21 protein-coding genes and 2 pseudogenes are annotated in these 21,216 nt (G+C 67.1%); 13 read left to right on the top strand and 10 right to left on the bottom strand.

All coding sequences use genetic code 11. From position 1 onward, the window contains the following. A partial coding sequence (locus VFW69_RS13780) for an endonuclease domain-containing protein (protein WP_526502077.1) occupies positions 1-645 on the top strand: 645 nt, incomplete at its 5' end. Positions 646-720: 75 nt separating this feature from the next. On the opposite strand, the gene VFW69_RS13775 is transcribed toward VFW69_RS13780, so the two are convergent. The 3 genes from VFW69_RS13775 to glnX are packed head-to-tail and all read right to left on the bottom strand — an operon-like array spanning position 721 to position 5,299. Continuing rightward, a complete protein-coding gene (locus tag VFW69_RS13775; RefSeq protein ID WP_526502076.1) occupies positions 721-3,003 on the bottom strand; it encodes a tetratricopeptide repeat protein in 2,283 nt (760 codons plus the stop codon). Continuing rightward, positions 3,003-3,980 (bottom strand): glutamate ABC transporter substrate-binding protein, encoded by a 978-nt coding sequence (locus VFW69_RS13770; RefSeq protein WP_526502075.1) that lies wholly within the window; start codon positions 3,978-3,980, stop codon positions 3,003-3,005. Before VFW69_RS13770 ends, VFW69_RS13775 begins: the two co-directional genes overlap by 1 nt. Beyond that, the gene (glnX, locus tag VFW69_RS13765) at positions 3,980-5,299 is read right to left on the bottom strand and encodes a protein kinase G-activating protein GlnX (RefSeq protein ID WP_526502074.1); all 1,320 of its coding nucleotides are present in this window, start codon (positions 5,297-5,299) and stop codon (positions 3,980-3,982) included. The genes VFW69_RS13770 and glnX overlap by 1 nt, the downstream gene beginning before the upstream one ends. 140 nt (positions 5,300-5,439) lie before the next feature. Between glnX and VFW69_RS13760 the strand changes: the two genes are divergently transcribed. Beyond that, complete coding sequence (locus tag VFW69_RS13760) at positions 5,440-6,072, top strand: NUDIX hydrolase (protein ID WP_526502073.1); 633 nt, start codon at positions 5,440-5,442, stop codon at positions 6,070-6,072. Here the strand turns inward: VFW69_RS13760 and thiE are convergent. Then, entirely contained in the window at positions 6,044-6,715 is a 672-nt protein-coding gene (gene thiE, locus VFW69_RS13755) for a thiamine phosphate synthase (RefSeq protein ID WP_526502078.1), read from the bottom strand. The two genes, VFW69_RS13760 and thiE, sit on opposite strands and share 29 nt — an antisense overlap. A 178-nt stretch (positions 6,716-6,893) precedes the next feature. On the opposite strand from thiE, the gene thiO reads away from it, so the two are divergent. The 4 genes from thiO to VFW69_RS13735 are packed head-to-tail and all read left to right on the top strand — an operon-like array spanning position 6,894 to position 9,634. Next, positions 6,894-7,925 carry a glycine oxidase ThiO gene (gene thiO / locus VFW69_RS13750; RefSeq protein ID WP_526502072.1) on the top strand — a complete coding sequence of 344 codons (1,032 nt, stop codon included), beginning with the start codon at positions 6,894-6,896 and terminating at the stop codon, positions 7,923-7,925. Then, positions 7,922-8,119 (top strand): sulfur carrier protein ThiS, encoded by a 198-nt coding sequence (gene thiS / locus VFW69_RS13745; protein ID WP_526502071.1) that lies wholly within the window; start codon positions 7,922-7,924, stop codon positions 8,117-8,119. The genes thiO and thiS overlap by 4 nt, the downstream gene beginning before the upstream one ends. Then, a complete protein-coding gene (locus VFW69_RS13740; RefSeq protein WP_526502070.1) occupies positions 8,112-8,870 on the top strand; it encodes a thiazole synthase in 759 nt (252 codons plus the stop codon). Before thiS ends, VFW69_RS13740 begins: the two co-directional genes overlap by 8 nt. Beyond that, positions 8,867-9,634 carry an SGNH/GDSL hydrolase family protein gene (locus VFW69_RS13735; protein ID WP_526502069.1) on the top strand — a complete coding sequence of 256 codons (768 nt, stop codon included), beginning with the start codon at positions 8,867-8,869 and terminating at the stop codon, positions 9,632-9,634. The genes VFW69_RS13740 and VFW69_RS13735 overlap by 4 nt, the downstream gene beginning before the upstream one ends. Positions 9,635-9,637: 3 nt before the next feature. Here VFW69_RS13735 and VFW69_RS13730 read toward each other — a convergent pair whose 3' ends face one another. Beyond that, a complete protein-coding gene (locus tag VFW69_RS13730) occupies positions 9,638-10,159 on the bottom strand; it encodes a serine/threonine protein kinase (protein WP_526502068.1) in 522 nt (173 codons plus the stop codon). Between the two features lie 90 nt (positions 10,160-10,249). Next, entirely contained in the window at positions 10,250-10,780 is a 531-nt protein-coding gene (locus VFW69_RS13725) for a serine/threonine protein kinase (RefSeq protein ID WP_526502067.1), read from the bottom strand. Positions 10,781-11,117: 337 nt separating this feature from the next. Here VFW69_RS13725 and VFW69_RS13720 point away from each other — a divergent pair, with 337 nt between their 5' ends. From VFW69_RS13720 to VFW69_RS13700, 5 genes and pseudogenes are all read left to right on the top strand, one after another. Continuing rightward, the gene (locus tag VFW69_RS13720; protein WP_526502066.1) at positions 11,118-11,465 is read left to right on the top strand and encodes a CD225/dispanin family protein; all 348 of its coding nucleotides are present in this window, start codon (positions 11,118-11,120) and stop codon (positions 11,463-11,465) included. Positions 11,466-11,482: 17 nt separating this feature from the next. Next, positions 11,483-11,908, top strand: coding sequence for a DUF2752 domain-containing protein (locus VFW69_RS13715; RefSeq protein ID WP_526502065.1), 426 nt, complete (start codon positions 11,483-11,485; stop codon positions 11,906-11,908). Positions 11,909-11,961: 53 nt separating this feature from the next. Next, positions 11,962-13,458, top strand: a complete 1,497-nt coding sequence (locus VFW69_RS13710) for a M28 family metallopeptidase (RefSeq protein ID WP_526502064.1) — start codon at positions 11,962-11,964, stop codon at positions 13,456-13,458. Then, the gene (locus VFW69_RS13705; RefSeq protein ID WP_526502063.1) at positions 13,455-14,924 is read left to right on the top strand and encodes a M28 family peptidase; all 1,470 of its coding nucleotides are present in this window, start codon (positions 13,455-13,457) and stop codon (positions 14,922-14,924) included. Before VFW69_RS13710 ends, VFW69_RS13705 begins: the two co-directional genes overlap by 4 nt. A gap of 40 nt (positions 14,925-14,964) precedes the next feature. Beyond that, a pseudogene (locus tag VFW69_RS13700) lies at positions 14,965-16,126 on the top strand (HNH endonuclease signature motif containing protein); the annotation flags it as partial. Positions 16,127-16,305: 179 nt separating this feature from the next. Here VFW69_RS13700 and VFW69_RS13695 read toward each other — a convergent pair. After that, positions 16,306-16,839, bottom strand: coding sequence for an ester cyclase (locus VFW69_RS13695; protein ID WP_526502062.1), 534 nt, complete (start codon positions 16,837-16,839; stop codon positions 16,306-16,308). Positions 16,840-16,998: 159 nt separating this feature from the next. Here VFW69_RS13695 and VFW69_RS13690 point away from each other — a divergent pair. Together VFW69_RS13690 and VFW69_RS13685 are read left to right on the top strand one after the other, a co-directional pair. Next, positions 16,999-17,352, top strand: a pseudogene (locus VFW69_RS13690) (HNH endonuclease signature motif containing protein); the annotation flags it as partial. A 123-nt stretch (positions 17,353-17,475) separates the two neighbouring features. Continuing rightward, entirely contained in the window at positions 17,476-18,921 is a 1,446-nt protein-coding gene (locus VFW69_RS13685; protein WP_526502061.1) for a neutral zinc metallopeptidase, read from the top strand. Here the strand turns inward: VFW69_RS13685 and VFW69_RS13680 are convergent. From VFW69_RS13680 to VFW69_RS13670, 3 genes are all read right to left on the bottom strand, one after another. Next, entirely contained in the window at positions 18,909-19,541 is a 633-nt protein-coding gene (locus tag VFW69_RS13680; RefSeq protein WP_526502060.1) for an alpha/beta hydrolase family protein, read from the bottom strand. The two genes, VFW69_RS13685 and VFW69_RS13680, sit on opposite strands and share 13 nt — an antisense overlap. A gap of 49 nt (positions 19,542-19,590) precedes the next feature. Next, the gene (gene thiD, locus VFW69_RS13675; protein ID WP_526502059.1) at positions 19,591-20,418 is read right to left on the bottom strand and encodes a bifunctional hydroxymethylpyrimidine kinase/phosphomethylpyrimidine kinase; all 828 of its coding nucleotides are present in this window, start codon (positions 20,416-20,418) and stop codon (positions 19,591-19,593) included. 49 nt (positions 20,419-20,467) lie between these two features. Beyond that, positions 20,468-21,216, bottom strand: a 749-nt coding sequence (locus tag VFW69_RS13670) for a phosphomethylpyrimidine synthase ThiC (protein ID WP_526502058.1), incomplete at its 5' end; no start/stop codon positions are given.

The raw sequence follows: 21,216 nt of genomic DNA, 5'->3' as shown, positions 1-21,216 counted from the left end.
AGGTGGATACCCGACAATGTCCCCGTTGAGCTGATATGCGATAGACCTCGCGCGCCTCAAGGCGTGCTGACGCGCCGCTGCGCGCTGACCAAGGGCGAGACGCAGTCCGTCGGCGGCTTGCCGGTCACCACACCCGAGCGAACGGCCTTCGATATCGGGAGGCGCGGAGCCATCCGCTCAGCCGTTGTACGGCTCGACGCCCTCGCGCGTGCGACGGACTTCAAGGTCGACGACGTGCGCAGTGTCGCCCGGTGCCACCCTGGTTCGCCCGGCCTGCGGCAGCTCGAAACCGCGCTAGAACTCGTCGACCGGGGAGCGCAATCCCCTCGGGAGAGCTACCTGCGGCTACTGCTTGTCGATGCCGGCCTGCCCCGGCCGCAAACGCAGATGCCGGTGCTCGGCGTGGACGGCCTCCCCTTCGCCCACCTCGACCTGGGCTGGGACGAGGCAATGGTGGCCGTCGAATACGACGGCGATCAACACCGGACCGACCGGCGGCAATACGTGAAGGACGTTCGGCGGCTGGAAAGGCTCGAGCGGATGGGCTGGATCGTCGTCCGGGTCGTCGCTGAGGACCACCCCGTCGACGTGGTGCGCCGTGTCCGAGCCGCCCTTGTGGCTTCCAGTGTGCGTTCAGGACTTTGACTGTGCGTCTAGGGCGAATTCCACGCTAATTTCCCGCCCTGGAAGCACACTCGAAGGTGGGCCCGACGTGGCCCCCTAGAACGTACTGGCGGGTCGCACCCGGTTCGCCATGTCCACGAGCGCGTAGCGGTGCCGCTGGGTGGGGGCGACGCGGGCCAGATTGCGCAGCGACGCCTCGACTCCCAGCCGCAGGCCGTGCTCGGTGAACGGGAAACCGAGGATGTGGTTGGTGCTGGCCTTATTGTCCTCCAGCCAGTCCATCGCACAGCCCAGGACCAGGGCGCGGATCTGCAGCACGCGGGGCTCGGTGGGCGGCAGCGCCTCGACCCGCCGGGCCGCGTCGCGGATGTCCTCCTCGGTGATCTCGCTCTTGGTCCGTCCCGACAACAGCGTCACCGCGCTGGTCAGTCGCGCGGTGGTGAAGTGCCGGGAGCTGGCCGGCACCTCGTCCAGCGTGCGCACCGCGGCGTCCCGATCCCCTTCCGCGGACAGCGTTCTGGCCAACCCGAACGCGGCCGAGATCACGCCATCATTGGTCTTCCACACCGTCTCGTAGAACTTGTGGTCGTCGACGTCGCCGGCCAGTTCGGCGGTGGCGGCCAGCGCCAGCTTGGGTGCGAGCTCGCCGGGGAACGTGTCCAGCACTTCGATGAAATGTGTTGTGGCCGAATCATAGTCGCCAGTGAGTAGCTCGGCGACGGCCTGGTACCACACCAATCGCCATTGCCAGCCCACCCGCTCGGCCAGGTCGTCGAGCTTGCGGGTGGCCTTGGCCACGTCGCCGAGATCCAGCAGCGCGCGGACCTCCATCAGCGGCAGCTCCACCGACTCGGACACCTCGACGCCGTCGGCGTCCAGCGTCCCGTGCCGGGCCGCGCGCAACGAGTCCAGGGTCTGCACCGGCTGGGACAACACGGTCGCCTGCAGGACGGGAGCGGCGACGTCGGCCGGATCGACCAGCGGAACCTGCAGCGCGGTAACGATTTCGCGGGCGGTGAGCTTCTCCGAGTGGACTTGACCGTCCAGGTAGACGTCCGTGTGGGCGACCAGCAAGTCGACCCCGAACGTGGAGCGGCTGGGGCTGAAGATAGTCGACAGGCCGGGCCGCGGCACCCCGCTGTCGTGGGCGACCACCTCGCGCAGCACACCCATCAACTGGGCGGACATCTCCTCGGTGCTGCAGAACCGGCGCCGCGGGTCGGGGTCGATGGCCCGGCGCAACAACCGGCGGAAGGAGTCGTAGCTGGTCAACACCGGGTCGTGCTCGGGCAGGCCGTCGACGTAGCGGCCGTTGCGGGTGTGCAGATTGAGCGTGAGCGCGGCCAGCGTGCGGCCCACCGTGTAGATGTCGGTGGCGACCGTCGGGCCGGTGCGCACGATCTCGGGCGCCTGGAAACCCGGTGTGCCATAAAGGTATCCGAATGAATTGATCCGCGACACCGCACCCAGGTCGATCAACTTGAGCTGCTCTTCGGTGCGCATGATGTTCTCCGGCTTCAGGTCGTTGTAGACCAGGCCGATGGAGTGCAGATAGCTCAGTGCGGGCAGGGTTTCCAGTAGGTAGGCGACCGCCTCGGCGACGGGTAGCTTCTCGCCCTTCCCGTGCTTGAGTGGCTGACCGCCGACGTACTCCATGACGATGAGGCCGACCGGATTCCCGTGCTGGTCGACGTGTTCGACGAAGTTGAAGATCTGCACGATCTGCGGGTGGACCACCTCGGCCAGGAACTGTCGTTCGGCCATCGCTATCGCCTGCGCCTCCGCGTCGCCGGAGTGCACCAAACCCTTGAGCACCACCGGCCGGTCATTGACGTTGTGGTCGACCGCGAGATAGACCCAGCCCAGACCGCCGTGCGCGATGCAGCCCTTGACCTCGTACTGATTGGCGACGATATCGCCGGGATTGAGCTGTGGGAGAAACGAATACGGGCTGCCGCAGGACGGGCACCAACCCTCCGACGTCCCCTTGGATTTCTTGCTGGACCGGCCGACCGGCTTTCCGCAGTTCCAGCAGAATCGCTTGGACTCCAATACCACCGGGTTGGTCATCAGGGCTTCGCGCGGATCGATGTCTCGTCCGCGCGGGATCTGGACCAGGCCACCGCCGAGCTGTCTGACCGCGGGCAGCGATCGCGTCGCCACCGTCACGCGGTCCTGCGGATCGGTGTCTAAAGCGCCCAGCGAGATATGCGGAAAGTCGTCGTCATCGTCGTCGTCGAAGTCGGGACGGAACAGCGCCTGCGTGGCCTGCAGCCGCCCTGTCGCCGCGCCGCCCTGGACGTCGGCCGGTTGGGTGCCCGGGGCCACGTCGTCTGAGCCGGTTTCCGGCTGCTCGGTTTGCTTATCCGGCTCGGCCATCAGTCCAGATACCTCGGCGTGGGCGGGGCCGGCGCGGGCCCCAGCACCGTCAACCACTTGCGGTACAACGTGTTCCACGTACCGTCCCGGCGGATCCGTTCCAGGGTTCCGTTGACGAATCGAACCAGTCCGGGGTTGTTCAAATTGACCCCGACGCCATAGGGCTGAGTCGCCATATTGGGGCCGACGATGTGCAGGTAGGGGTCCTCTTCGACCAGCCCGGCCAGGATCGAATCATCCGTGCTGACCGCGTCGATTTCCCGCTGCTGCATCGCCACCAGGCAATCGGCCCAGTTGACCACCGAGACGACGACCGGTGGCGGATCGATCTGCTGGATCCGGTGCAGCGACGTCGTGCCCTTGGCTACGCAGACGCGCTTGCCGGACAGGTCGGAGACCTTGACGATCGACGAGTCGCGCGGGGCCAGGATGCGCTGATTGGCGTCGAGGTAGACGGTCGAGAAGTTGACCAGCTTGCGCCGGTCGCAGGTGATGGTCATGGTCTTGACCACGACGTCCACCTCGGAGTTCTGCAACGCGGTGACCCGCTCGTCCGACGACAGGATCCGATACTCGACGTGCGAAGGCGCCCCGAAGATGTCGCGCGCGATCTCGCCGGCGATGTCGACGTCGAATCCGGTGATCTCGCCGGTGATCGGGTCGCGGAAGCTGAACAGGTTGCTGCCGATGTCGAGCCCGACGATCAGCCGGCCGCGGGCCCGGATGTCGGCGACCGCCGCGTCCGCCTCCGCCTTGGTGGCGAACGGCCGCAGGCTGGCCGTCAGATCGCAGCTCTGATTCGGGCCGTCGGGCGGCAGCGGCGGCTGCGGCGGCAGCTGCTCCATGCCGACCGGTGTCGGCGGCGGCAACGTCGGCACGCTGGCCACCCGCAGCGATTCCGTGTGTCCGCAACCCGCCAGTACCGCCACCGCGGCGGCCACGGTGCACGCCCGGCGAAGCAGGGGCAGCCGGATCATTATCGATACTCTTTCAGCCTCGGCCACAGCCCCAGCGCCACCGCGATGGCGGCGCCGAGGCTGAGCACCACGCCACCCACCTGTGCGCCGGACAACCCGCTGCGGGCGTTGATGACGTCGTTGCGCAGGGTGATGCGGCCCTGATCCATGGCCTTGACCAGCTCGCCATCCAGCTTGTCGAACGCCGGGGTGGAGTCTTCTTCGCTGCTGCCCAGGGCCACCTGGGTTGCGGCCCGGTAGTTACCCACCGAGATGTACGAGGTGATCCGGTCGTTGGCCTGCCGCCAGCGCAGCAGCAGCTGATCGGCGCCTTCCAGGTCCGGCTTGTCCACGGCATCGCTGCGGGACATGTACTGGTCGAGCTGTCGGTGCATGGAGTCGATGCGCTGGTAAAACGACTGCTTGCGCTTCTCTTCGTCCCCGCGACGGATCAGAGACAGCGTCTCGTCGGCGCGCGCCTGCTGGGCGGTGATCGCGACATTTGTGACGGTTTTGAGGGATTCCGCGGCAGTGTCCTTCGCACTACGACTGGCCGTCGTAGAAATGGTCAGCGCAGTTCCAACCCAAACCACCATGACGAGAATAGCCAGTGCGCCCACCACCAGGCCTGGGTTGATCCGCCGCCGGGTGCGCCGCGCCAGCCAGCGGTGGGAGAACGCGCCGAATATCACGGTGGCGCCGACCACCATGATGACCGGCGCCGGGATCTGCGTCGACGCGGTGGTTTCGGCGTCCACCCGCTCCGACGTCGCCTGGTAGAGCCGCGCCGCATCGGGCAGGATCGTCGATTGCATCAGCCCCGATGCCTCCGACAGGTACGACGAGCCGACCGGATTGCCCTCCCGGTTGTTGGTTCGGGCGATTTCGATCAGACCCGTGTAGACGGCCAGCTCGGCGTTGATCCGGCCCAGCAACTGCACCAGCGGTTCGTCGGTGAGCCCGCTCGACGCCCGGGTCACGGCCACCGACGCGTCGGTGATGGCCTGCTCATAGCGCTGGCGAACGGGCTGTGGTTCGGCCTCGGCGATGAACGCGGTCGCGGCCGCGGCGTCGGCCACCGACAGGGTGGTGTAGAGCCGCCCGGCGGCGAACGACAGTGGCTCGGTGTGGTTGAGCACCGTGGTGAGCACTTGCTGCCGGTGGTTGATGGTGGTCGAGGTGGCGAAGGCGCTGATCCCGCCGAGCGCGGCCAGCACGATGCCGATGGTCAAGATGCGGCCCGGCGTCGTCGAGATGAACCACCAGCGTGGATGGGCTGGTTCGGCCGGTGACCGCAATCCCTGCGGCTCGGTCGACGGGTGCGCCAGCTCAACCGTCACGTCTTATCAGCCCTCGTCTCTCGGCCACTCGATTTCGCTGCACGGACCTCTATAAGCGAAGTCTAAGAGCATGTTCGGCCGGATGGGTGGAGGCAGACGCAATTGACGGCGCCCCGACCAAGTCTGCATATCCTGAATCGGTGCAGGGCGACGGTGACGGTTGGGTGATCTCCGAGCGCGGCGCCCATTACTGGGGCCGCTTCGGCGCGGCGGGTTTGCTGCTGCGGGCCCCGCAACCCGACGGCACGCCCGCGGTGCTGCTGCAGCATCGCGCGGTGTGGAGTCATCAGGGCGGGACCTGGGGGTTGCCGGGCGGGGCCCGGGACAGCCACGAAACGCCGGAGGAGACCGCGGTCCGCGAAGCAAACGAAGAGGCCGGGCTGCTGGGTGAACGACTCGCCGTGCGTGCGACCGTGGTCACGGCGGAGGTCGCCGGGATGGCCGGCACGCACTGGAGCTACACCACCGTCGTCGCCGACGCCGAGGAGTTGCTGCACACCGTGCCCAACCGGGAAAGCGCCGAGATGCGGTGGGTCGCCGAAGGCGAAGTGGCCGACCTGCCACTGCATCCCGGCTTCGCGGCCAGCTGGCAGCGGCTGCGCACCGCGCCGGCGGTTTTGCCGCTGGACCACGGCGACGAACGACGCCAATACCTGCCGCGCACAATCGAGATCGAGACCGGCGTCTTCGTCTGGTGTATGCCCGGGCACGCCGGCCAAGAGCCCTCGCAGCTGACCCGCCGGATCAGCTCGCTGCTGCCAGCGCCGAACTGAGCCGCTCGGCCGCGGCCCGCGGGTCGGCGGCCGCGGTGATCGCCCGCACCACCACGATGCGCCCGGCACCGGCTTCGCGCACCTCGGGCAGCCGCTGCTCGTCGATGCCGCCGATCGCGAACCACGGCTTGTCCGATCCGAGCTCGGCGACGGTCCGCACCAATCCCAAGCCCGGCGCCTCGCGGCCCGGTTTGGTAGGCGTGGGCCAACAGGGACCGACGCAGAAGTAGTCGGCCTGGCTGACGGCCGCGGCGACCGCCTGCTCATGGTCGTGGCTGGACAGTCCGAGCAACACGTCCGTCCCGACGATGTCACGCGCGACGTCCAGCGGCAGGTCGCCCTGCCCGAGGTGCAGCACATCGGCGCCGGCCGCGCGGGCGATGTCGGCGCGGTCGTTGACGGCGAACAAGGCGCCGTGCCTGTGGGCGGCGTCGGCCAGGATCTGGCACGCCGCCAGCTCGTCGCGCGCTTCGAGCGGGCCGAACCGCTGCTCACCGGCCGATCCCTTGTCGCGCAGCTGGATGATGTCCACGCCGCCGGCCAGGGCGGCGTCGGCAAACTCCGCCAGATCGCCGTGCTCACGGCGCGCGTCGGTGCACAGATACAGTCGCGCGGTGGCCAGAGCGGAAAGCCGTCTATCAATGGGACGCTGCACACCGAGACGCTAGCGCGCTAGCGTGGAGCCGAAGAGAACTACCAGACACGGGAGTCCCGGGTAGTCGACTGACTGCGGGGCTGAGAGTGGGCACAGCCGGAGCCACCCGGACCTGCCCTTACCGTCACACCTGATCCGGGTCATGCCGGCGAAGGGAGGCTCGCGAATGACCGGGATAACCCCGGGGCCCCCGCTGGGGTCCCTTGCCGTCATCGGCGGCGGCGTGATCGGGCTCGCGGTGGCGCGCCGCGCCGCGCAGGCCGGGTGGTCGGTGCGGGTGCACCGTAGCGACCACACGGGCGCATCCTGGGTCGCCGGCGGCATGCTGGCGCCGCACAGCGAGGGCTGGCCCGGCGAAGAGCGACTGCTGCGGCTGGGTCTGGAATCGCTGCGGCTGTGGCGCGACGGAGGTTTCCTGAACGGGCTGCCGCCCGAAGTGGTCACCGCGCGCGAGTCGCTGGTGGTGGCCGTCGACCGCGCCGATGCCGCCGACCTGCGCACCGTCGCACAGTGGTTGTCCGCCCAAGGGCACCCGGTGGTCTGGGAGTCGGCCGTCCGCGACGTCGAACCGCTGCTGGCGCAGGGCATCCGGCACGGCTTTCGGGCGCCCACCGAGCTTGCCGTGGACAACCGGGCGGTGCTGGACGCGTTGGACGCGGAGTGCGAACGCCTCGGGGTGTCGTGGGCGCCGCCGGTGCACGAGTTGTCGCGCGTCGAGGCCGACGCGGTGGTGATCGCCAACGGCATCGACGCGCCTGCGTTGTGGCCCGGCCTGCCGGTGCGGCCGGTGAAGGGCGAAGTGCTGCGACTGCGCTGGCGCAAGGGTTGTATGCCGTTGCCGCAGCGGGTTGTTCGCGCCCGAGTGCACGGACGGCAGGTGTACCTGGTGCCGCGCGCCGACGGGGTGGTCGTCGGCGCCACCCAGTACGAGCATGGCCGCGACACCGCCCCGGTCGTTTCGGGGGTGCGTGACCTGCTCGACGACGCGTGCGCGGTGCTGCCGGCGGTGGGTGAATACGAGCTGGCCGAGTGCGCCGCCGGGCTGCGCCCGATGACACCCGATAATCTGCCGTTGGTGCATCGCCTGGACGCGCGAACGCTGGTGGCCGCCGGCCACGGCCGCTCGGGATTCCTGTTGGCGCCCTGGACGGCAGAACAGATCGTTTCCGAACTCGCCCCGGTGGGAGCACACCAATGATCGTCGTGGTCAACGAGCAAAAGGTCGACGTCGACGCGCACATCACGGTCGCCGCGCTACTGCATTCCCTGGGTTTTCCGGACCGCGGCGTCGCAGTGGCCATGGACGACGCGGTGTTACCGCGATCCCGTTGGACCACAGAGCTTTTCGACGGTGTTCGGCTCGAGATAGTGACGGCGGTGCAAGGTGGCTGACTCAAAACTGACCATTGGCGACCGCAGCTTCGCGTCGCGGCTCATCATGGGCACCGGGGGAGCGAGCAACCTCGCGGTGCTCGAAGAGGCGCTGGTGGCCTCGGGCACGGAACTGACCACCGTCGCCATCCGCCGGGTCGACGCCGAGGGCGGCACCGGACTGCTCGAGCTGCTCAATCGGCTGGGCATCACGCCGCTGCCCAACACCGCGGGATGCCGCGGCGCGGCCGAGGCGGTGCTCACCGCACAGTTGGCGCGCGAAGCGCTGAACACCAACTGGATCAAGCTCGAGGTGATCGCCGACGAACGCACGCTGCTGCCCGACGCGGTCGAATTGGTGCGAGCCGCAGAGCAATTGGTCGATGACGGGTTCGTCGTCCTGCCCTACACCAACGATGATCCGGTGCTGGCGCAACGGCTCGAGGACGCCGGGTGCGCGGCGGTCATGCCGCTGGGTTCACCGATTGGCACCGGCCTTGGCATCGCCAATCCGCACAACATCGAAATGATCGTCGCCCGGGCCGGAGTTCCGGTGGTGCTCGACGCAGGCATCGGGACGGCCAGCGACGCCGCGCTGGCGATGGAATTGGGTTGTGACGCCGTGCTGTTGGCCACCGCGGTGACCAGGGCCGCCGATCCGGCCGCGATGGCCGCCGCGATGGCCGCCGCCGTCACCGCCGGTTATCTGGCGCGGCGCGCCGGACGGATCCCGAAGCGGTTCTGGGCGCAGGCTTCGAGCCCGCAACCATGAGTCGTTATGTGGCGCTGGGCAGTTCGATGGCCGCCGGTCCCGGTATCCGGCCCCGCGCCGCAGGGGCCCCGCGCTGGTCGGGCCGATCCGCACGCAACTACGCGCATCTGATCGCGCAGCGATACCAGCACGACTTGGTCGACGTCACCTTCTCCGGGGCGACCACCGCGCACGTGCTCACCGACCGCCAACGCGCCGCACCACCCCAAATCGCCGCGCTCGACGGCACCGAGAGCCTGGTTACGGTGACCATCGCCGGCAATGACGTCGGCTACATCCCGCTGTTGATGGCTGCGGCACTGCCGAGTTCGCTGCGTCACCTGCCGCTGCTGGGGGGCCGCATCTGCGAACTGCTGGATCGCCAGGCGCGGGATCGCGCCCTGGACGCGGTGTTTGAATCGCTGTGCGCGGTCGGCCGTACACTGCGTCAGCGATCGGCGCGGGCACGGATCTTCTTCGTCGACTACCTGACGATCCTGCCGCCCCCAGGCATCCCGGCCGCGCCCCTGTCACCCACCGATGCGGACCTGGGCCGGCACGTGGCCGCCACGCTGGAAACGATGACGGCCGACGCCGCCGCGGCGACCGGTTGCGAAGTCATCCGCGCCGGGGCGGCGGGGCGCGAACATCACGCATGGTCGGCAGAGCCATGGACGACGCTGCCGGCACGCTTCGGTGTTCCACTGCCGGGCCGCCCCGCTCCCTTACACCCGAACGCAGCCGGGATGCGGGCGGTAGCGGATCTGATTGCGGCTCAGCTGTAAACGTCAGCCGTTCGTGCGCCACCACTGGTACAGCGCGTTCACATCGGAATTGGCCGAGGTGAGGTGTCCCAACACGTTTTTGGCGTCGGTGGTCCAGGTCAACGTCGCATGGTTCTTGTATGTGCCGCACGCGATCTGGCCGCCCGTCTGACCGTTCTGCTTCCACGTTCCCGGCGATTGCCCGGCGTCGCCACACGCGGCCAGGGACACGTCTTTGATGGTGGAACTGAAGGCGGAGCCCAGGTTCGTGCTGTCGGAGAACAGGGCGTAGACACCGGAGCCCGGCCCGCTGGAGTCGGGGCTTTGCCCGCAAATGAGTTCGGCCAGTTCGCCGGCCTCGGTCAGCTCCTGCGACTTGCAGTTGTTCAGGCCGTAGCCCTTCGACAGCGAGGCGGCCAGCGTGTTCATGTCTGTCGCCGTACCGGTGTTGGGTTCGGCGTTCGCGGTGCCAACACCCGCGAAAGCCAAACTGCCTGTGAAAGCTGCGGCCGACACGACTCGCAGCGCGGTTTTCAAATGTGACATTTCCTGACTCCCTGCGGTTGATGGAAATAAAGAGGGGCGAACGTTTCTCGGTTGTCGGTGCACAGAATCGGTTGCGGCACAGCGGGAATTTCACCCGTTTGCGCGCCACCACTGGTAAAGCGCCGCAACGTCGGTGTTGGACGCGCGCAGGTAACCCAACGTGTTGTTGGCGTCCGTGGTCCAGATGATCTCGGCGCCGTTTCGGTAAGTGCCGCACGCCGCCTGCCCGGCGCTGGCGGCCGACCCGTCTTTGTGCCAGTTCGACGGCGACTGGCTGGCATCACCGCATGGGGTCAGGACGTCCTCGTTGATGGTGGCCTTGAACGAAGTGGCCAAATTGTCGGCATTGGTGAACAGGACGTACTTGGCCTGTACCGGTCCGCGCGGGTCGGGGCTCTGCCCGCAGGTGAGCACGGCCAGTTGTGTGCTGCGGTCGATGTTCTGGGCGGTGCAGTTGTTCAGGCCGTAGCCCTTCGACAACGAGGCCGCAAGGGTGTTGATATCCGAAGTGGTCCCGGTGGCGGCGGGATCCGCGCTCGCTGGGACGCCGCCCGCTAAGGCCAAACCGCCGGTGAGCGCCGTTACCGTCGCCACCCTCAGCACGTTGCTGAAATCAGACATGAATGGCTCCTTAACGGCCGTTTCTAAACACGGATAGTAGGGCTATGTCGTGGTAAAGCAATACATTCCGCTGGCAATTGTCTGTGTGGGCATCCTTCCTCGGGTCAACCCGTAGACGACCAGGCAAATGATAGTGGCGCGTCGGTGGTCGCGCAGGAGCTCGAATTCTGTTGAGGTGCGCCGATAATCCAGATCTTTCGCGAAGCAGAGGCGTCGGCGGCGCGTTGCGCACGGGACGGCCTAAACAAGATTTGTTCATTGCTAGTGCCGATCAGAGCCCGCTCGGGTATGGTTAGCACCGCTTTACGTCAGCTAACTTCTCTTGACTGGAGAATCCATGACACAACCCCCTCCTCCGCCCCCCGGTTATCCGCCGCAGCCTCCTGGTTACCCGCCGCAGCAGCCAGCAGGCGAAGCACCGAATAACTATCTGGTGTGGTCGATTCTGGCGACCCTCTTCTGCTGTCTTCCCTTCGGAATCGTGGCGATCGTCAAGTCGAGCCAGGTCAATGGGTTGTGGGCGCAGGGCCGCTACGCGGAGGCGCAAGCGTCCGCCGAGAGCGCCAAGAGATGGGTGATCTGGTCGGCGGTCATCGGCGTTGTTGTAGCCATCATCTACGGCATTTTGCTGGCGATCGGTGCGCTGAACACGAACACCAACGCGGCACTCGCCGCGATGTTTTAAAGCCTCCGGTCTCGATCATGGTGACCCGCTGGGGGGCGGCGCACGCGAATCTGGGTGCACCACTGGTGGTGGCCGCATCCACGACGCTGATGTGCGCCGCCATCTGGGCGGGCGATCCGACCACCCCGAACGGCCCGCTGCCGGTATGCCCCACCAAGGCGTTGTTGGGTATCGACTGTCCCGGATGCGGCAGTTTGCGAATGGTGTACTCGCTCATGCACGGCAATCTGTTGGCGGCCGCCAGGTTCAACGCATTGGGCCTGGCGGCTGTCGTGCTGTTGGTGTGGGCGTATGTGTCCTGGACCTACGGGCGTCTGGTGGGTCGGCGGATCCGCGGTTGGCAGCACAGACGCTGGGCCGCCGTCGTGACACTGTCGTTGGTGCTGGCCTGGTTCGTGGTGCGCAACGTCCCCGTTGCGCCGTTGAGCGCACTGCATGTCTGATACCGCCGTGTCCTGAGCCGGGCCGCTTGGGCCGCGGTCTAACCTGGGGCGCGATGGTGAACAAATCCACGACGATTCCGGCGTTGCTCGCCGTGGTCGCCCTGACGGCATTCTCAACCGGCTGCTTCCATCGGTCGTCTGACTCGCAGCAAACAACCGGTAACCCGGCCGCGCGCGACTTTGCCTCCGCATTGCGCGACAAGGTCACTACCGACGCGATGATGGCACACCTGTCCAAGCTGCAAGACATCGCCAATGCCAACAACGGCACCCGGGCGGTGGGTACACCCGGATATGAGGCCAGCGTCGACTACGTGGTAAATGTTCTGCGCAGCAGCGGATTTGACGTGCAAACCCCCGAATTCTCGGCGCGAGTGTTTCACGGCGACAAGCCGGAGGTCACCGTCGGCGGCAAGGCGGTGGAGGCGCATGCACTGGACTTCAGCCTGGGCACCGCGCCGGAGGGCGTGAGCGGGCAGCTGGTCGCCGCACCGACCAACAACCTTGGCTGCGCGGCCTCCGATTACGCCAACCTGCCGCTGCACGGCGCCGTGGTGCTGGTCGATCGCGGCACCTGCCCGTTCACTCAGAAGGAAGACGCCGCGGCACAGCGTGGCGCCGTGGCGATGATCATCGCCGACAACGTCGACGAGCAACAGATGGGCGGCACGCTGGGACCGACCACCGAGGTGAAGATTCCGGTGCTGAGCGTGACCAGATCGGTGGGGATGCAGTTGCGCGGGCAGCCGGGACCCACCACGATCAAGCTCAATGCCAGCGCCCAAAGCTTCCGGGCCCGCAACGTGATTGCGCAGACCAAAACCGGATCGGCGACCGACGTGGTGATGGCGGGGGCGCATCTGGACAGCGTGCCCGAAGGGCCGGGCATCAATGACAACGGATCGGGTGTAGCCGCGGTGCTGGAAACCGCTGTGCGGCTGGGCAGTTCGCCGTCGGTGCACAACGCGCTGCGGTTCGGCTTCTGGGGCGCGGAGGAACTCGGGCTGATCGGGTCACGCAACTATGTCGAGTCCCTGGACCTCACGGGGCTGAAAAACATTGCGCTGTACCTGAACTTCGACATGCTCGCGTCGCCGAACCCCGGTTACTTCACCTACGACGGCGACCAGTCGCTGCCCGTGGACGCTCGTGGCCAGCCGGTGGTACCCGAGGGTTCGGCGGGCATCGAGCGAACGCTGGTCGCCTACCTGAAGTCGGCCGGAAAGACCGCGCAGGACACCTCGTTCGACGGCCGGTCTGACTACGACGGATTCACGCTGGCGGGGATCCCCGCCGGCGGCCTGTTCTCGGGCGCCGAGGGCAAGATGTCCGCCGACCAGGCCAAGTTGTGGGGTGGGACCGCCGATCAACCGTTCGACCCCAATTACCACCAGAAGGCTGACACTTTCGACCACGTGGATCGCACCGCGCTGGGGATAAACGGTGGCGGCGTGGCTTACGCGATCGGTCTTTACGCGCAAGACCTCGGCGGACATAACGGCGTTCCCGCCACGGCGGACCGGACCCGGCACGTGCTCGTCAAGTCATGATCTCCCGGCTGGTCGCGACTCTGCTGCTGATCGCCATGGTGGCCGGTTGTTCGTCGACGCGGCTGGCGCTGCCGACAACGACACCCGAGCTCGGGCACAGCCTGGCCATGAAGGTGACTGCCGAGGGCATGTTGACGCACCTGCGTGCCTTGCAGAACATCGCCAACGCCAATGGCGGCAACCGTGCGGACGGGATGCCGGGCTTCAACGCCAGCGTGGACTACGTCGCTAAAACCCTGCACGACAAGGGTTTCGACGTGCAGACACCGCAGTTCGACCGGCTCTACACCGTCTCTTTGGGTAAGCCGGCGCTGACCGTTGCCGGCCGCACCTATCCCGTTGACCAGGCCTCGCTGCTGGTTCAGACTCCGCCGGGCGGACTGACCGGGCAGCCGATCCGTCCGACGCAGCCGTCTGGTTGCACGGCCAACGAATACCCTGCCGTCGTGCCCAAGGGCGCGATCGCCGTCGTCGACGACGCGCAGTGTTCGGTGGTGGACAAACAGAACAGCGCGGTGGCCAAGGGCGCGAGTGCGGTGATCGTGCTCAGTTCCCCCACTGGCCGGGGAGCTCCACCCACGCTGTTCACCACCGGCTACTTCAAGCAGCTGACCGTTCCAGTCGCCGTACTGGGTTCCTCCGGTGCCGCCGCGCTGGCGGGCTCGACCGCACCGATACGGCTGGTGCTGGATGCGCAGAACGTCAAGATCACCTCCCGAAACATCGTGGCGCAGACCAAGACCGGGTCGGCCAATGACGTCGTCGTGGTGGGTGCGCATCTGGACGGCTCGCGCGCCGGACCCGGGATCAACGACGACGGCTCCGGGGTCGCCGCCGTGCTGGAGGCGGCGCTGCAACTGGGCCCGCTCGCGCCGGTGAACAACGCGGTGCGCTTCGCGTTCTGGGGCGCCGACGAGGACGGGCGCAACGGCGTCATGGATTACGTGTTCGGCATGGATCGTAAGCAACTCAACGACATCGCGCTGTACTTGAACTTCACCATGCTGGGTTCGCCCAATGCCGGATTCTTCACCGACGACGGCGATCAGTCCGGGCCGCCCGGATCCGGAGTCTCCGCCGCGGACGTGCCCGAAGGCTCGGCCGGCATCGAACGCACCCTGGCCGGTTATCTGAACCTTGCCGGCAAGCGGCCCGCGGACATGCCGTTGGACACCAGGGCCGACTACCACCCCTTCATGGTTGCGGGCGTGCCCGTCGGCGGCATGACCACCGGAGCATCGCAGCCGAAAACTCCCGTCCAGGCTCGGCTATGGGGCGGTCAGGCCGGCGTGGCGTTCGACCCGAACTTCCAGAGCCCTCGCGACACTGTCGACAACATCAACCGGAATACGTTGGCGGTCATGGGTTCTGGTGTCGGGTTCGCCGTCGGAAGCTACGCGGAGTCAATCGGTGGGGTCAACGGTGTGCCGCCGCACAACAAGAGGCATCGCACCCGCGTGCCGTAACGGGCGCGGCTTGTCGTACGCGACTGGCATAATCGAACTCATGTTCGAGTTGTGGTACGCCTCCCGGGAAACGCTGGAGTCGGCGGCGCTGCTGGACCGGGTGCGCGAGGCCGGGAGCGCGGAGGCTCGGGCCGCCGCTGAGCGGTTGGTGGCCGCCGGTGAGTTGTTGGTGTTGCGCTGTCGCGAGTCGGGGGAGCGGGCGGAATGGTCGGCGGATGCCTGGGAGGCGGTGGCAGCGCAGGTGGCGGCGGCGTCGGGGTGCAGCGTGGCGATGGGCCATGGCTATCTGCGTTATGCCATGGCGATGCGGGATCGGTTGCCGCAGGTCGGTAAGGCCTTTCGGCCGGCCACATCGACTATCGGACGTTTCAGACGATCGTGTTTCGCACCGACTTGATCACCGATGCCGGCGTGCTGGAAAAAGTGGATGCGCAGTTGGCGGTGCTGATGTCGCGGCGCCCGTCGCTGACCCGGAGCGGGCTGGCCGCCGCGGTGGACCGGGTGGTGGCCGTCGTGGATGCCGATGCGGTGCGCCGCGCCCGGCAAGCGCTGTCCGATCGGTACGTGGAGGTGCTCGCCGACGCGTCGGGGATGGCGTATGTGACCGGCAGCGTTTTCGCCACCGACGGCCAGGCTCTGAATCGCCGCCTCGATGAGTTGGCCGCCACCGTGTGCGACGCCGACCCGCGCACCGCCACACAGCGACGCGCTGATGCGTTGGGGGCGTTGGCCGCCGGCGGCTCGCGGCTGGTGTGCGGCTGCGGGCGTCGCGACTGCGCCGCGGGCACACGTGCGCCTAAGCCCAACGTGGTGATCCACGTGATCGCTGACCAGGCCAGCGTCGAGGGCCGCGGGTCCACCCCGGCCGCCTCACCCGGGGCAGACGGACTCATCCCGGCCGAGGTCCTCGCGGAGCTGGCCCGCTCGGCGCGGCTGGTGCCGCTGGCGACACCGGCGGGTGCTGAAACCCGCTACACCCCCTCGACCACACTGGCCGACTTCGTGCGCTGCCGGGATCTGACCTGTCGGGCCCCTGGCTGTGATCGTCCGGCCACCGACTGCGATCTCGACCATACGATCCCCTACGCCGACGGCGGCGCTACGCATGCCTCGAACCTCAAGGCGCTGTGCCGTCTTCACCATCTGATGAAGACGTCTGGGGTTGGCGCGACCGGCAGCTGCCCGACGGCACGGGCGTCCTTGGAAGACACACCCCCAGGGCCGCCGCTAAGAGGAAGCGACGGCGAACAAACGCCACTCACCCGGCACCCTTGAGGTCATGAGTGCCGCGTTCCTCGAATTCCAACCTGACCCGATGACCAGGTCGCGTAGCGTGCTCGACACAGGACGTCTTTCGGCGCGCCGCCAGGGCTCTCACGCCCTATGAGCGCGGGACTCTGCGCGAGCGCAGCGCCGCCCGGGCGACGGCCATGGGGTGGTTGAGAAGTGTTGCGATCCGGCCTGCTGTGGTGTTGGGATCGCGCCCGACGCCGAGTTGAATGAGCAGCGCGATACGGTCGAAATAGGCGCGCTCGCAGACGAGGTCGGCTCCGTCGAACTGGAAGATCGCGACCAGCGGCAGTTCGACTGAGCGACCGGTTGAGGGGAGCCCGCGATATGGCCCCAGGTGTGTACCGAGTACGCGAGTCTCCACGATCACTCGGTCGTCATGGTGGCACAGCGAGCCGGGGTTGACGTCGAAGCGCATGTCTGGAAAGGCAATAAAAAGCTCGCGGTACGCATCGGCGACCGCCTCATAGCCGTCAGCGACCTCGCCGGGCAATTCTGTTCTTGCGGCGCCGGATTTGAATGTGGCAAGTGTGGCTGCGATGTCGTGTTGGTTCTCGGCTTCGAGGTGGGTAAGGACAGTTGTTTCACGCAGTTGTCGGGCCGCAGCCTCGGTTGTCTCGGTCACTTTGGCTCCACCTCACTCAAGTTTGATCACGGCGTCGTTGATATGCACCGCGACCTTCGAACCGGGCGTCACTCTAGAGCACCCGCAAGCCGCCTGCGTAGATTTGTGTTGCGGTTCATGAATAACTCACACATATGCTTGAAGTGTTAGTCAGCCAGTCGGTGTCACCACTTGCTCAAGACTTTTTGGACTGCGTGGCTCGACGAGCAGCTTCCCGATGGAACAGTCATTTGGACGCTGCCCGACCAGCACACCTACGTCACCACCCCGGGCAGTGCGCTGCTGTTTCCCAGCCTTTGCGCCCCCACCGGCGACACGCCCGCACCCACTGCGCCAAAACTCGAGCACTCCGGCGACCGCATGGCGATGATGCCGCTGCGCAGCAGGACCCGCGCCCAAAACAGGGCCCACCGCATAGCCGCGCAGCGCAGCCACAACCGCCAAGCCCGATCAGCCGCTCAAGTAACGCACGCGGAGCGACCGGTTGACGGCGACGGCGAGCCACCCCCTTTTTTAGCAACCCTGCGTCGGGCCGGTGTTTGCTGGGTATCTCGATTTGTGCTGCCGTGTAGGGTCAATGCCTCTAGGATGAGTTTCCTTGATGCTGCCCTGTAGCCGGTCGGGATGAGGTTGGTCATGAATAGCCATGCGCTCAGGTCGGCACTCGTATGGGCGGCGGCGGTGCTCGTGGTGGCCGGTTGCACGACGTTCGTCGGCGGGCGTGCGCTGTCGATGCTCAACGACCCCTTCCTCGTCGGTGGTCTGCCGGCGACCAACGGGCCCAGCGGAACCCGTTCGAACGCACCCAGTCCCAAAGGCAAGGTGCTCAATACCGACAACGGGCCGATCGACACCCTGGCGCTGCTGTCGGTCAACGACATCGAGGACTACTGGCAGTCGGTGTACGACCAATCGCTGAAGGGCAAGTTCGTTCCGGTCAGCAAGATGTTGTCTTACAACTCCACCGATCCGAGCAGCCCGATCGTGTGCCACAACGACACCTACAAGCTCGTCAACGCCTTCTACACCGGTAAATGCAACCTGATCGCCTGGGACCGCGGCGTATTCATGCCCGTCGCGCAGAAGTATTTCGGCGACATGTCCGTCACCGGTGTGCTGGCGCACGAATTCGGGCATGCGCTGCAGCAGATGGCGAAGCTGGTGACCAGACGGGACGCGACCATCATCCGCGAGCAGCAGGCCGATTGCTTCGCGGGCGTCTATATGTACTGGGTCGCGGACGGCAAGTCGCCGCGCTTCACGCTGAGCACCGCCGACGGGTTAGACCACGTGCTGGCGGGGATCATCACCACCCGTGATCCGGCGATGGACAGCGAGACGGTAAACGACGACGCGCATGGTTCGGCCCTGGACCGCGTCAGCGCCTTCCAAATGGGTTTTCTCAACGGGGCCTCGGCCTGTGCGGCGATCAACCGCAACGAAATCGAGAAGCGCCGCGGCGATTTGCCAAACGCCTTGCGGGTCGACAACTCCGGGGCAATGGAGACCGGTGAGGTGCCGATCAACCAGGACACCTTGGCGAATTTGATGGAGCTGCTGGGAAAGGTCTTCGCCCCGACCAACCCGCCGGCGCTGTCCTACCAGCCGGCCGATTGCCCGGACGCCAAGGCGACCCCACCGGCGTCCTACTGTCCGGGCACCAACACCATCGTGGTCGACCTGCCCGGACTCGCCGCCATGGGCACCGTCGCCGACGAGAAGCAACAGACGTTGCCGCAAGGCGACGACACCGCGCTGTCCGTCGTGATGTCGAGATACGCGCTGGCGGTGCAGCATGAGCGCAGTCTGCCGATGCAGAGCCCGTGGACCGCGCTGCGGACCGCATGCCTGACCGGTGTGGCGCATCGCAAGATGGCCGAACCCATCGACCTGCCCTCGCACAACCAATTGCTGTTGACCGCAGGTGATCTCGACGAAGCGGTTGCCGGCCTGCTCACCAACCATCTGGTCGCCAGTGACGCTGACGGCACCAGCGTTCCGGCCGGTTTCACTCGGATTGCGGCGTTCCGCGGCGGCGTGACCGGCAACGCCGACGCCTGTTATTCTCGCTACCCCGGATAATTTCGCCCCAGCAACTGCAGCGCGGCATCGACGGCCAACGCCGGCACGTTCAACGTCTTGGATCGCAGATCGTGTCGGGCACTGGCGATCTCGACCACGGCGGTCGTCCCGGTGATCAACGCGGCGGCGGCACGCAGTTCCTCGGGCGTGCCGAACGGATCCGACGTGCCGTGCGTGAACACCGTCGGCACCGTGATATCGGGCAGGTGCTCGGTGCGGGTGCGTTCGGGTTTGCCCGGTGGATGCACCGGATAGGAGAACAGCGTCAGCACGTCCACCGCGGCCTCCCCGCCCGCAACCACCATGGACGTCTGTCGACCGCCATAGGAATGTCCACCGGCGATCAGCGGGCCGTCGGCAAGGCCGCGGCACAACGTGATCGCCTCGACGATGCCGGCCCTGTCGGCGGCGGCCGAACCAGAGGGCGGACCGGTGGGCCGGCGCCGGCGGTAGGGCAGGTTGTAGCGGACCGCAAGCCAGCCACGCTGCGCCCATTCATCACAAACTTGTTGCAGCAGAACGGCATCCCGGTTGCCGCCAGCGCCGTGGGTGAGCACCACTACGCCTGCGGGTGTGCTGGCCGGCTCGTGTGCGACGCCTGCGATCTGGTCGAGGTTCACGCGCCCGCTGACGATGCTGTCCGGAAAGGACTGAGGAGGAGGCGGGCAATCATGACAGCCGAAACAGTGGGGAGACGGGGCCATGGCCATGGCCCAGGGGATACGCGGCGCGCAGACATTCGGTGACCCATCGCTTGCCCAAATCGACGGCGTCCGGCACGGTGAAGTCGTGCGCCAGGGCGCACGCGATGGCGCTGGCGAGCGTGTCGCCACCGCCGTGGTCGTTACCGGTGGCGACCCGCTGGGCGTCGAACTCGTGGAAATCGGCGCCGTCATAGAGCAGGTCGCAGCTGCGATCCGATGACCGAAGGTGACCGCCCTTGACCAGGACCCACTGCGGGCCCAGCGCATGCAGCGCCTTGGCCGCCGCCCGCTGCGACGTCGGGTCCACCACGTCGATGTTGACCAGCAGCCGCACCTCGTCAAGGTTCGGTGTCACCAGCGTCGCCAACGGAAACAGTTGGTTGCGAAGCGAATCCAGGGCGGCCGGCGCCATCAGCGCATCGCCGTGCATGGATGCCGCCACCGGGTCGACGACGAGTGGAACCGCCAGGCCGAGCCGGCTCCAGGTGGTGGCCACGGTGTCGATGATGCGCGGCGACGCCAGCATCCCGGTCTTGGCGCACTGGATGCCGATGTCGCCGGCAACGGCTTCGATCTGCCCGGCGACGACGTCACCGGGCACCTCGTGAAAACTCTGCACGCCCAACGTGTTCTGCACGGTGACCGCGGTGACCGCGACGCACGCGTGCACCCCCAGCAGCGCCATCGTGCGCATGTCGGCTTCGATGCCCGCGCCGCCCCCGGAGTCCGACCCGGCGATGGACAGCACCCGCCGCGGCGTCGTGCCCGGCGCAGGCAGCGGCAGGAACGTCACTGGGCCAGATGGCGGCGACCCGCTGCGCCCGGCTGTGCCGCGCTTGCGATCACCGCTGGGCCAGCGGTAGGTACACCCGGTTGCCCTGCTCGGCGAACTCACGCGACTTCTCCGCCATGCCCTCGGACATGGCCGCCTCGATCGCTTCCTCGCTGTCCAGGCCGTGCTTGGCGGCGTAGTCGCGGACATCCTGGGTGATACGCATCGAGCAGAACTTCGGCCCGCACATCGAGCAGAAGTGCGCGGTTTTGGCGGGTTCGGCAGGCAGCGTCTCGTCGTGGTACTCCCGCGCGGTATCCGGGTCGAGCGACAGCGCGAACTGGTCGTTCCACCGGAACTCGAACCGTGCCGTGGACAGCGCGTTGTCGCGTTCTTGCGCGTGGGGGTGCCCCTTGGCCAGATCGCCTGCGTGCGCGGCGATCTTGTAGGCGATGACCCCGTCCTTGACGTCCTTGCGGTCCGGCAGCCCCAGGTGTTCCTTGGGGGTCACGTAGCAGAGCATCGCGGTGCCTGCCTGGGCGATGATGGCCGCGCCGATCGCCGACGTGATGTGGTCGTAGGCCGGCGCGATGTCGGTGGCCAGCGGGCCGAGGGTGTAGAACGGCGCCTCGCCGCACCACTCCTCCTCGAGCCGGACGTTCTCGGCGATCTTGTGCATCGGCACGTGCCCGGGGCCCTCGATCATCACCTGGACGTCGCGGGCCCGGGCGATGTGGGTGAGCTCGCCGAGGGTCTTCAGCTCGGCCAGCTGCGCGGCGTCGTTCGCGTCCGCGATCGAGCCGGGGCGCAGCCCGTCGC

The sequence above is a fragment of the Mycobacterium sp. genome, assembly GCF_036273375.1.
Taxonomy (GTDB): Bacteria; Actinomycetota; Actinomycetes; order Mycobacteriales; family Mycobacteriaceae; genus Mycobacterium.
The sequence above is the reverse complement of the archived record's forward strand: the minus strand, read 5'-3'. Positions and strand labels throughout refer to the sequence as shown.

What these genes read in the sequence shown, in the direction of transcription:
- VFW69_RS13720 (WP_526502066.1), top strand. Translation starts at nt 11,118, where the DNA reads ATGACACAACCCCCTCCTCCGCCCCCCGGTTATCCGCCGCAGCCTCCT.
- VFW69_RS13775 (WP_526502076.1), bottom strand. Translation starts at nt 3,003, where the DNA reads ATGGCCGAGCCGGATAAGCAAACCGAGCAGCCGGAAACCGGCTCAGAC.
- VFW69_RS13715 (WP_526502065.1), top strand. Translation starts at nt 11,483, where the DNA reads ATGGTGACCCGCTGGGGGGCGGCGCACGCGAATCTGGGTGCACCACTG.
- thiS (WP_526502071.1), top strand. Translation starts at nt 7,922, where the DNA reads ATGATCGTCGTGGTCAACGAGCAAAAGGTCGACGTCGACGCGCACATC.
- VFW69_RS13685 (WP_526502061.1), top strand. Translation starts at nt 17,476, where the DNA reads ATGAATAGCCATGCGCTCAGGTCGGCACTCGTATGGGCGGCGGCGGTG.
- VFW69_RS13725 (WP_526502067.1), bottom strand. Translation starts at nt 10,780, where the DNA reads ATGTCTGATTTCAGCAACGTGCTGAGGGTGGCGACGGTAACGGCGCTC.
- VFW69_RS13770 (WP_526502075.1), bottom strand. Translation starts at nt 3,980, where the DNA reads ATGATCCGGCTGCCCCTGCTTCGCCGGGCGTGCACCGTGGCCGCCGCG.
- VFW69_RS13710 (WP_526502064.1), top strand. Translation starts at nt 11,962, where the DNA reads ATGGTGAACAAATCCACGACGATTCCGGCGTTGCTCGCCGTGGTCGCC.
- VFW69_RS13705 (WP_526502063.1), top strand. Translation starts at nt 13,455, where the DNA reads ATGATCTCCCGGCTGGTCGCGACTCTGCTGCTGATCGCCATGGTGGCC.
- VFW69_RS13730 (WP_526502068.1), bottom strand. Translation starts at nt 10,159, where the DNA reads ATGTCACATTTGAAAACCGCGCTGCGAGTCGTGTCGGCCGCAGCTTTC.
- thiO (WP_526502072.1), top strand. Translation starts at nt 6,894, where the DNA reads ATGACCGGGATAACCCCGGGGCCCCCGCTGGGGTCCCTTGCCGTCATC.
- VFW69_RS13735 (WP_526502069.1), top strand. Translation starts at nt 8,867, where the DNA reads ATGAGTCGTTATGTGGCGCTGGGCAGTTCGATGGCCGCCGGTCCCGGT.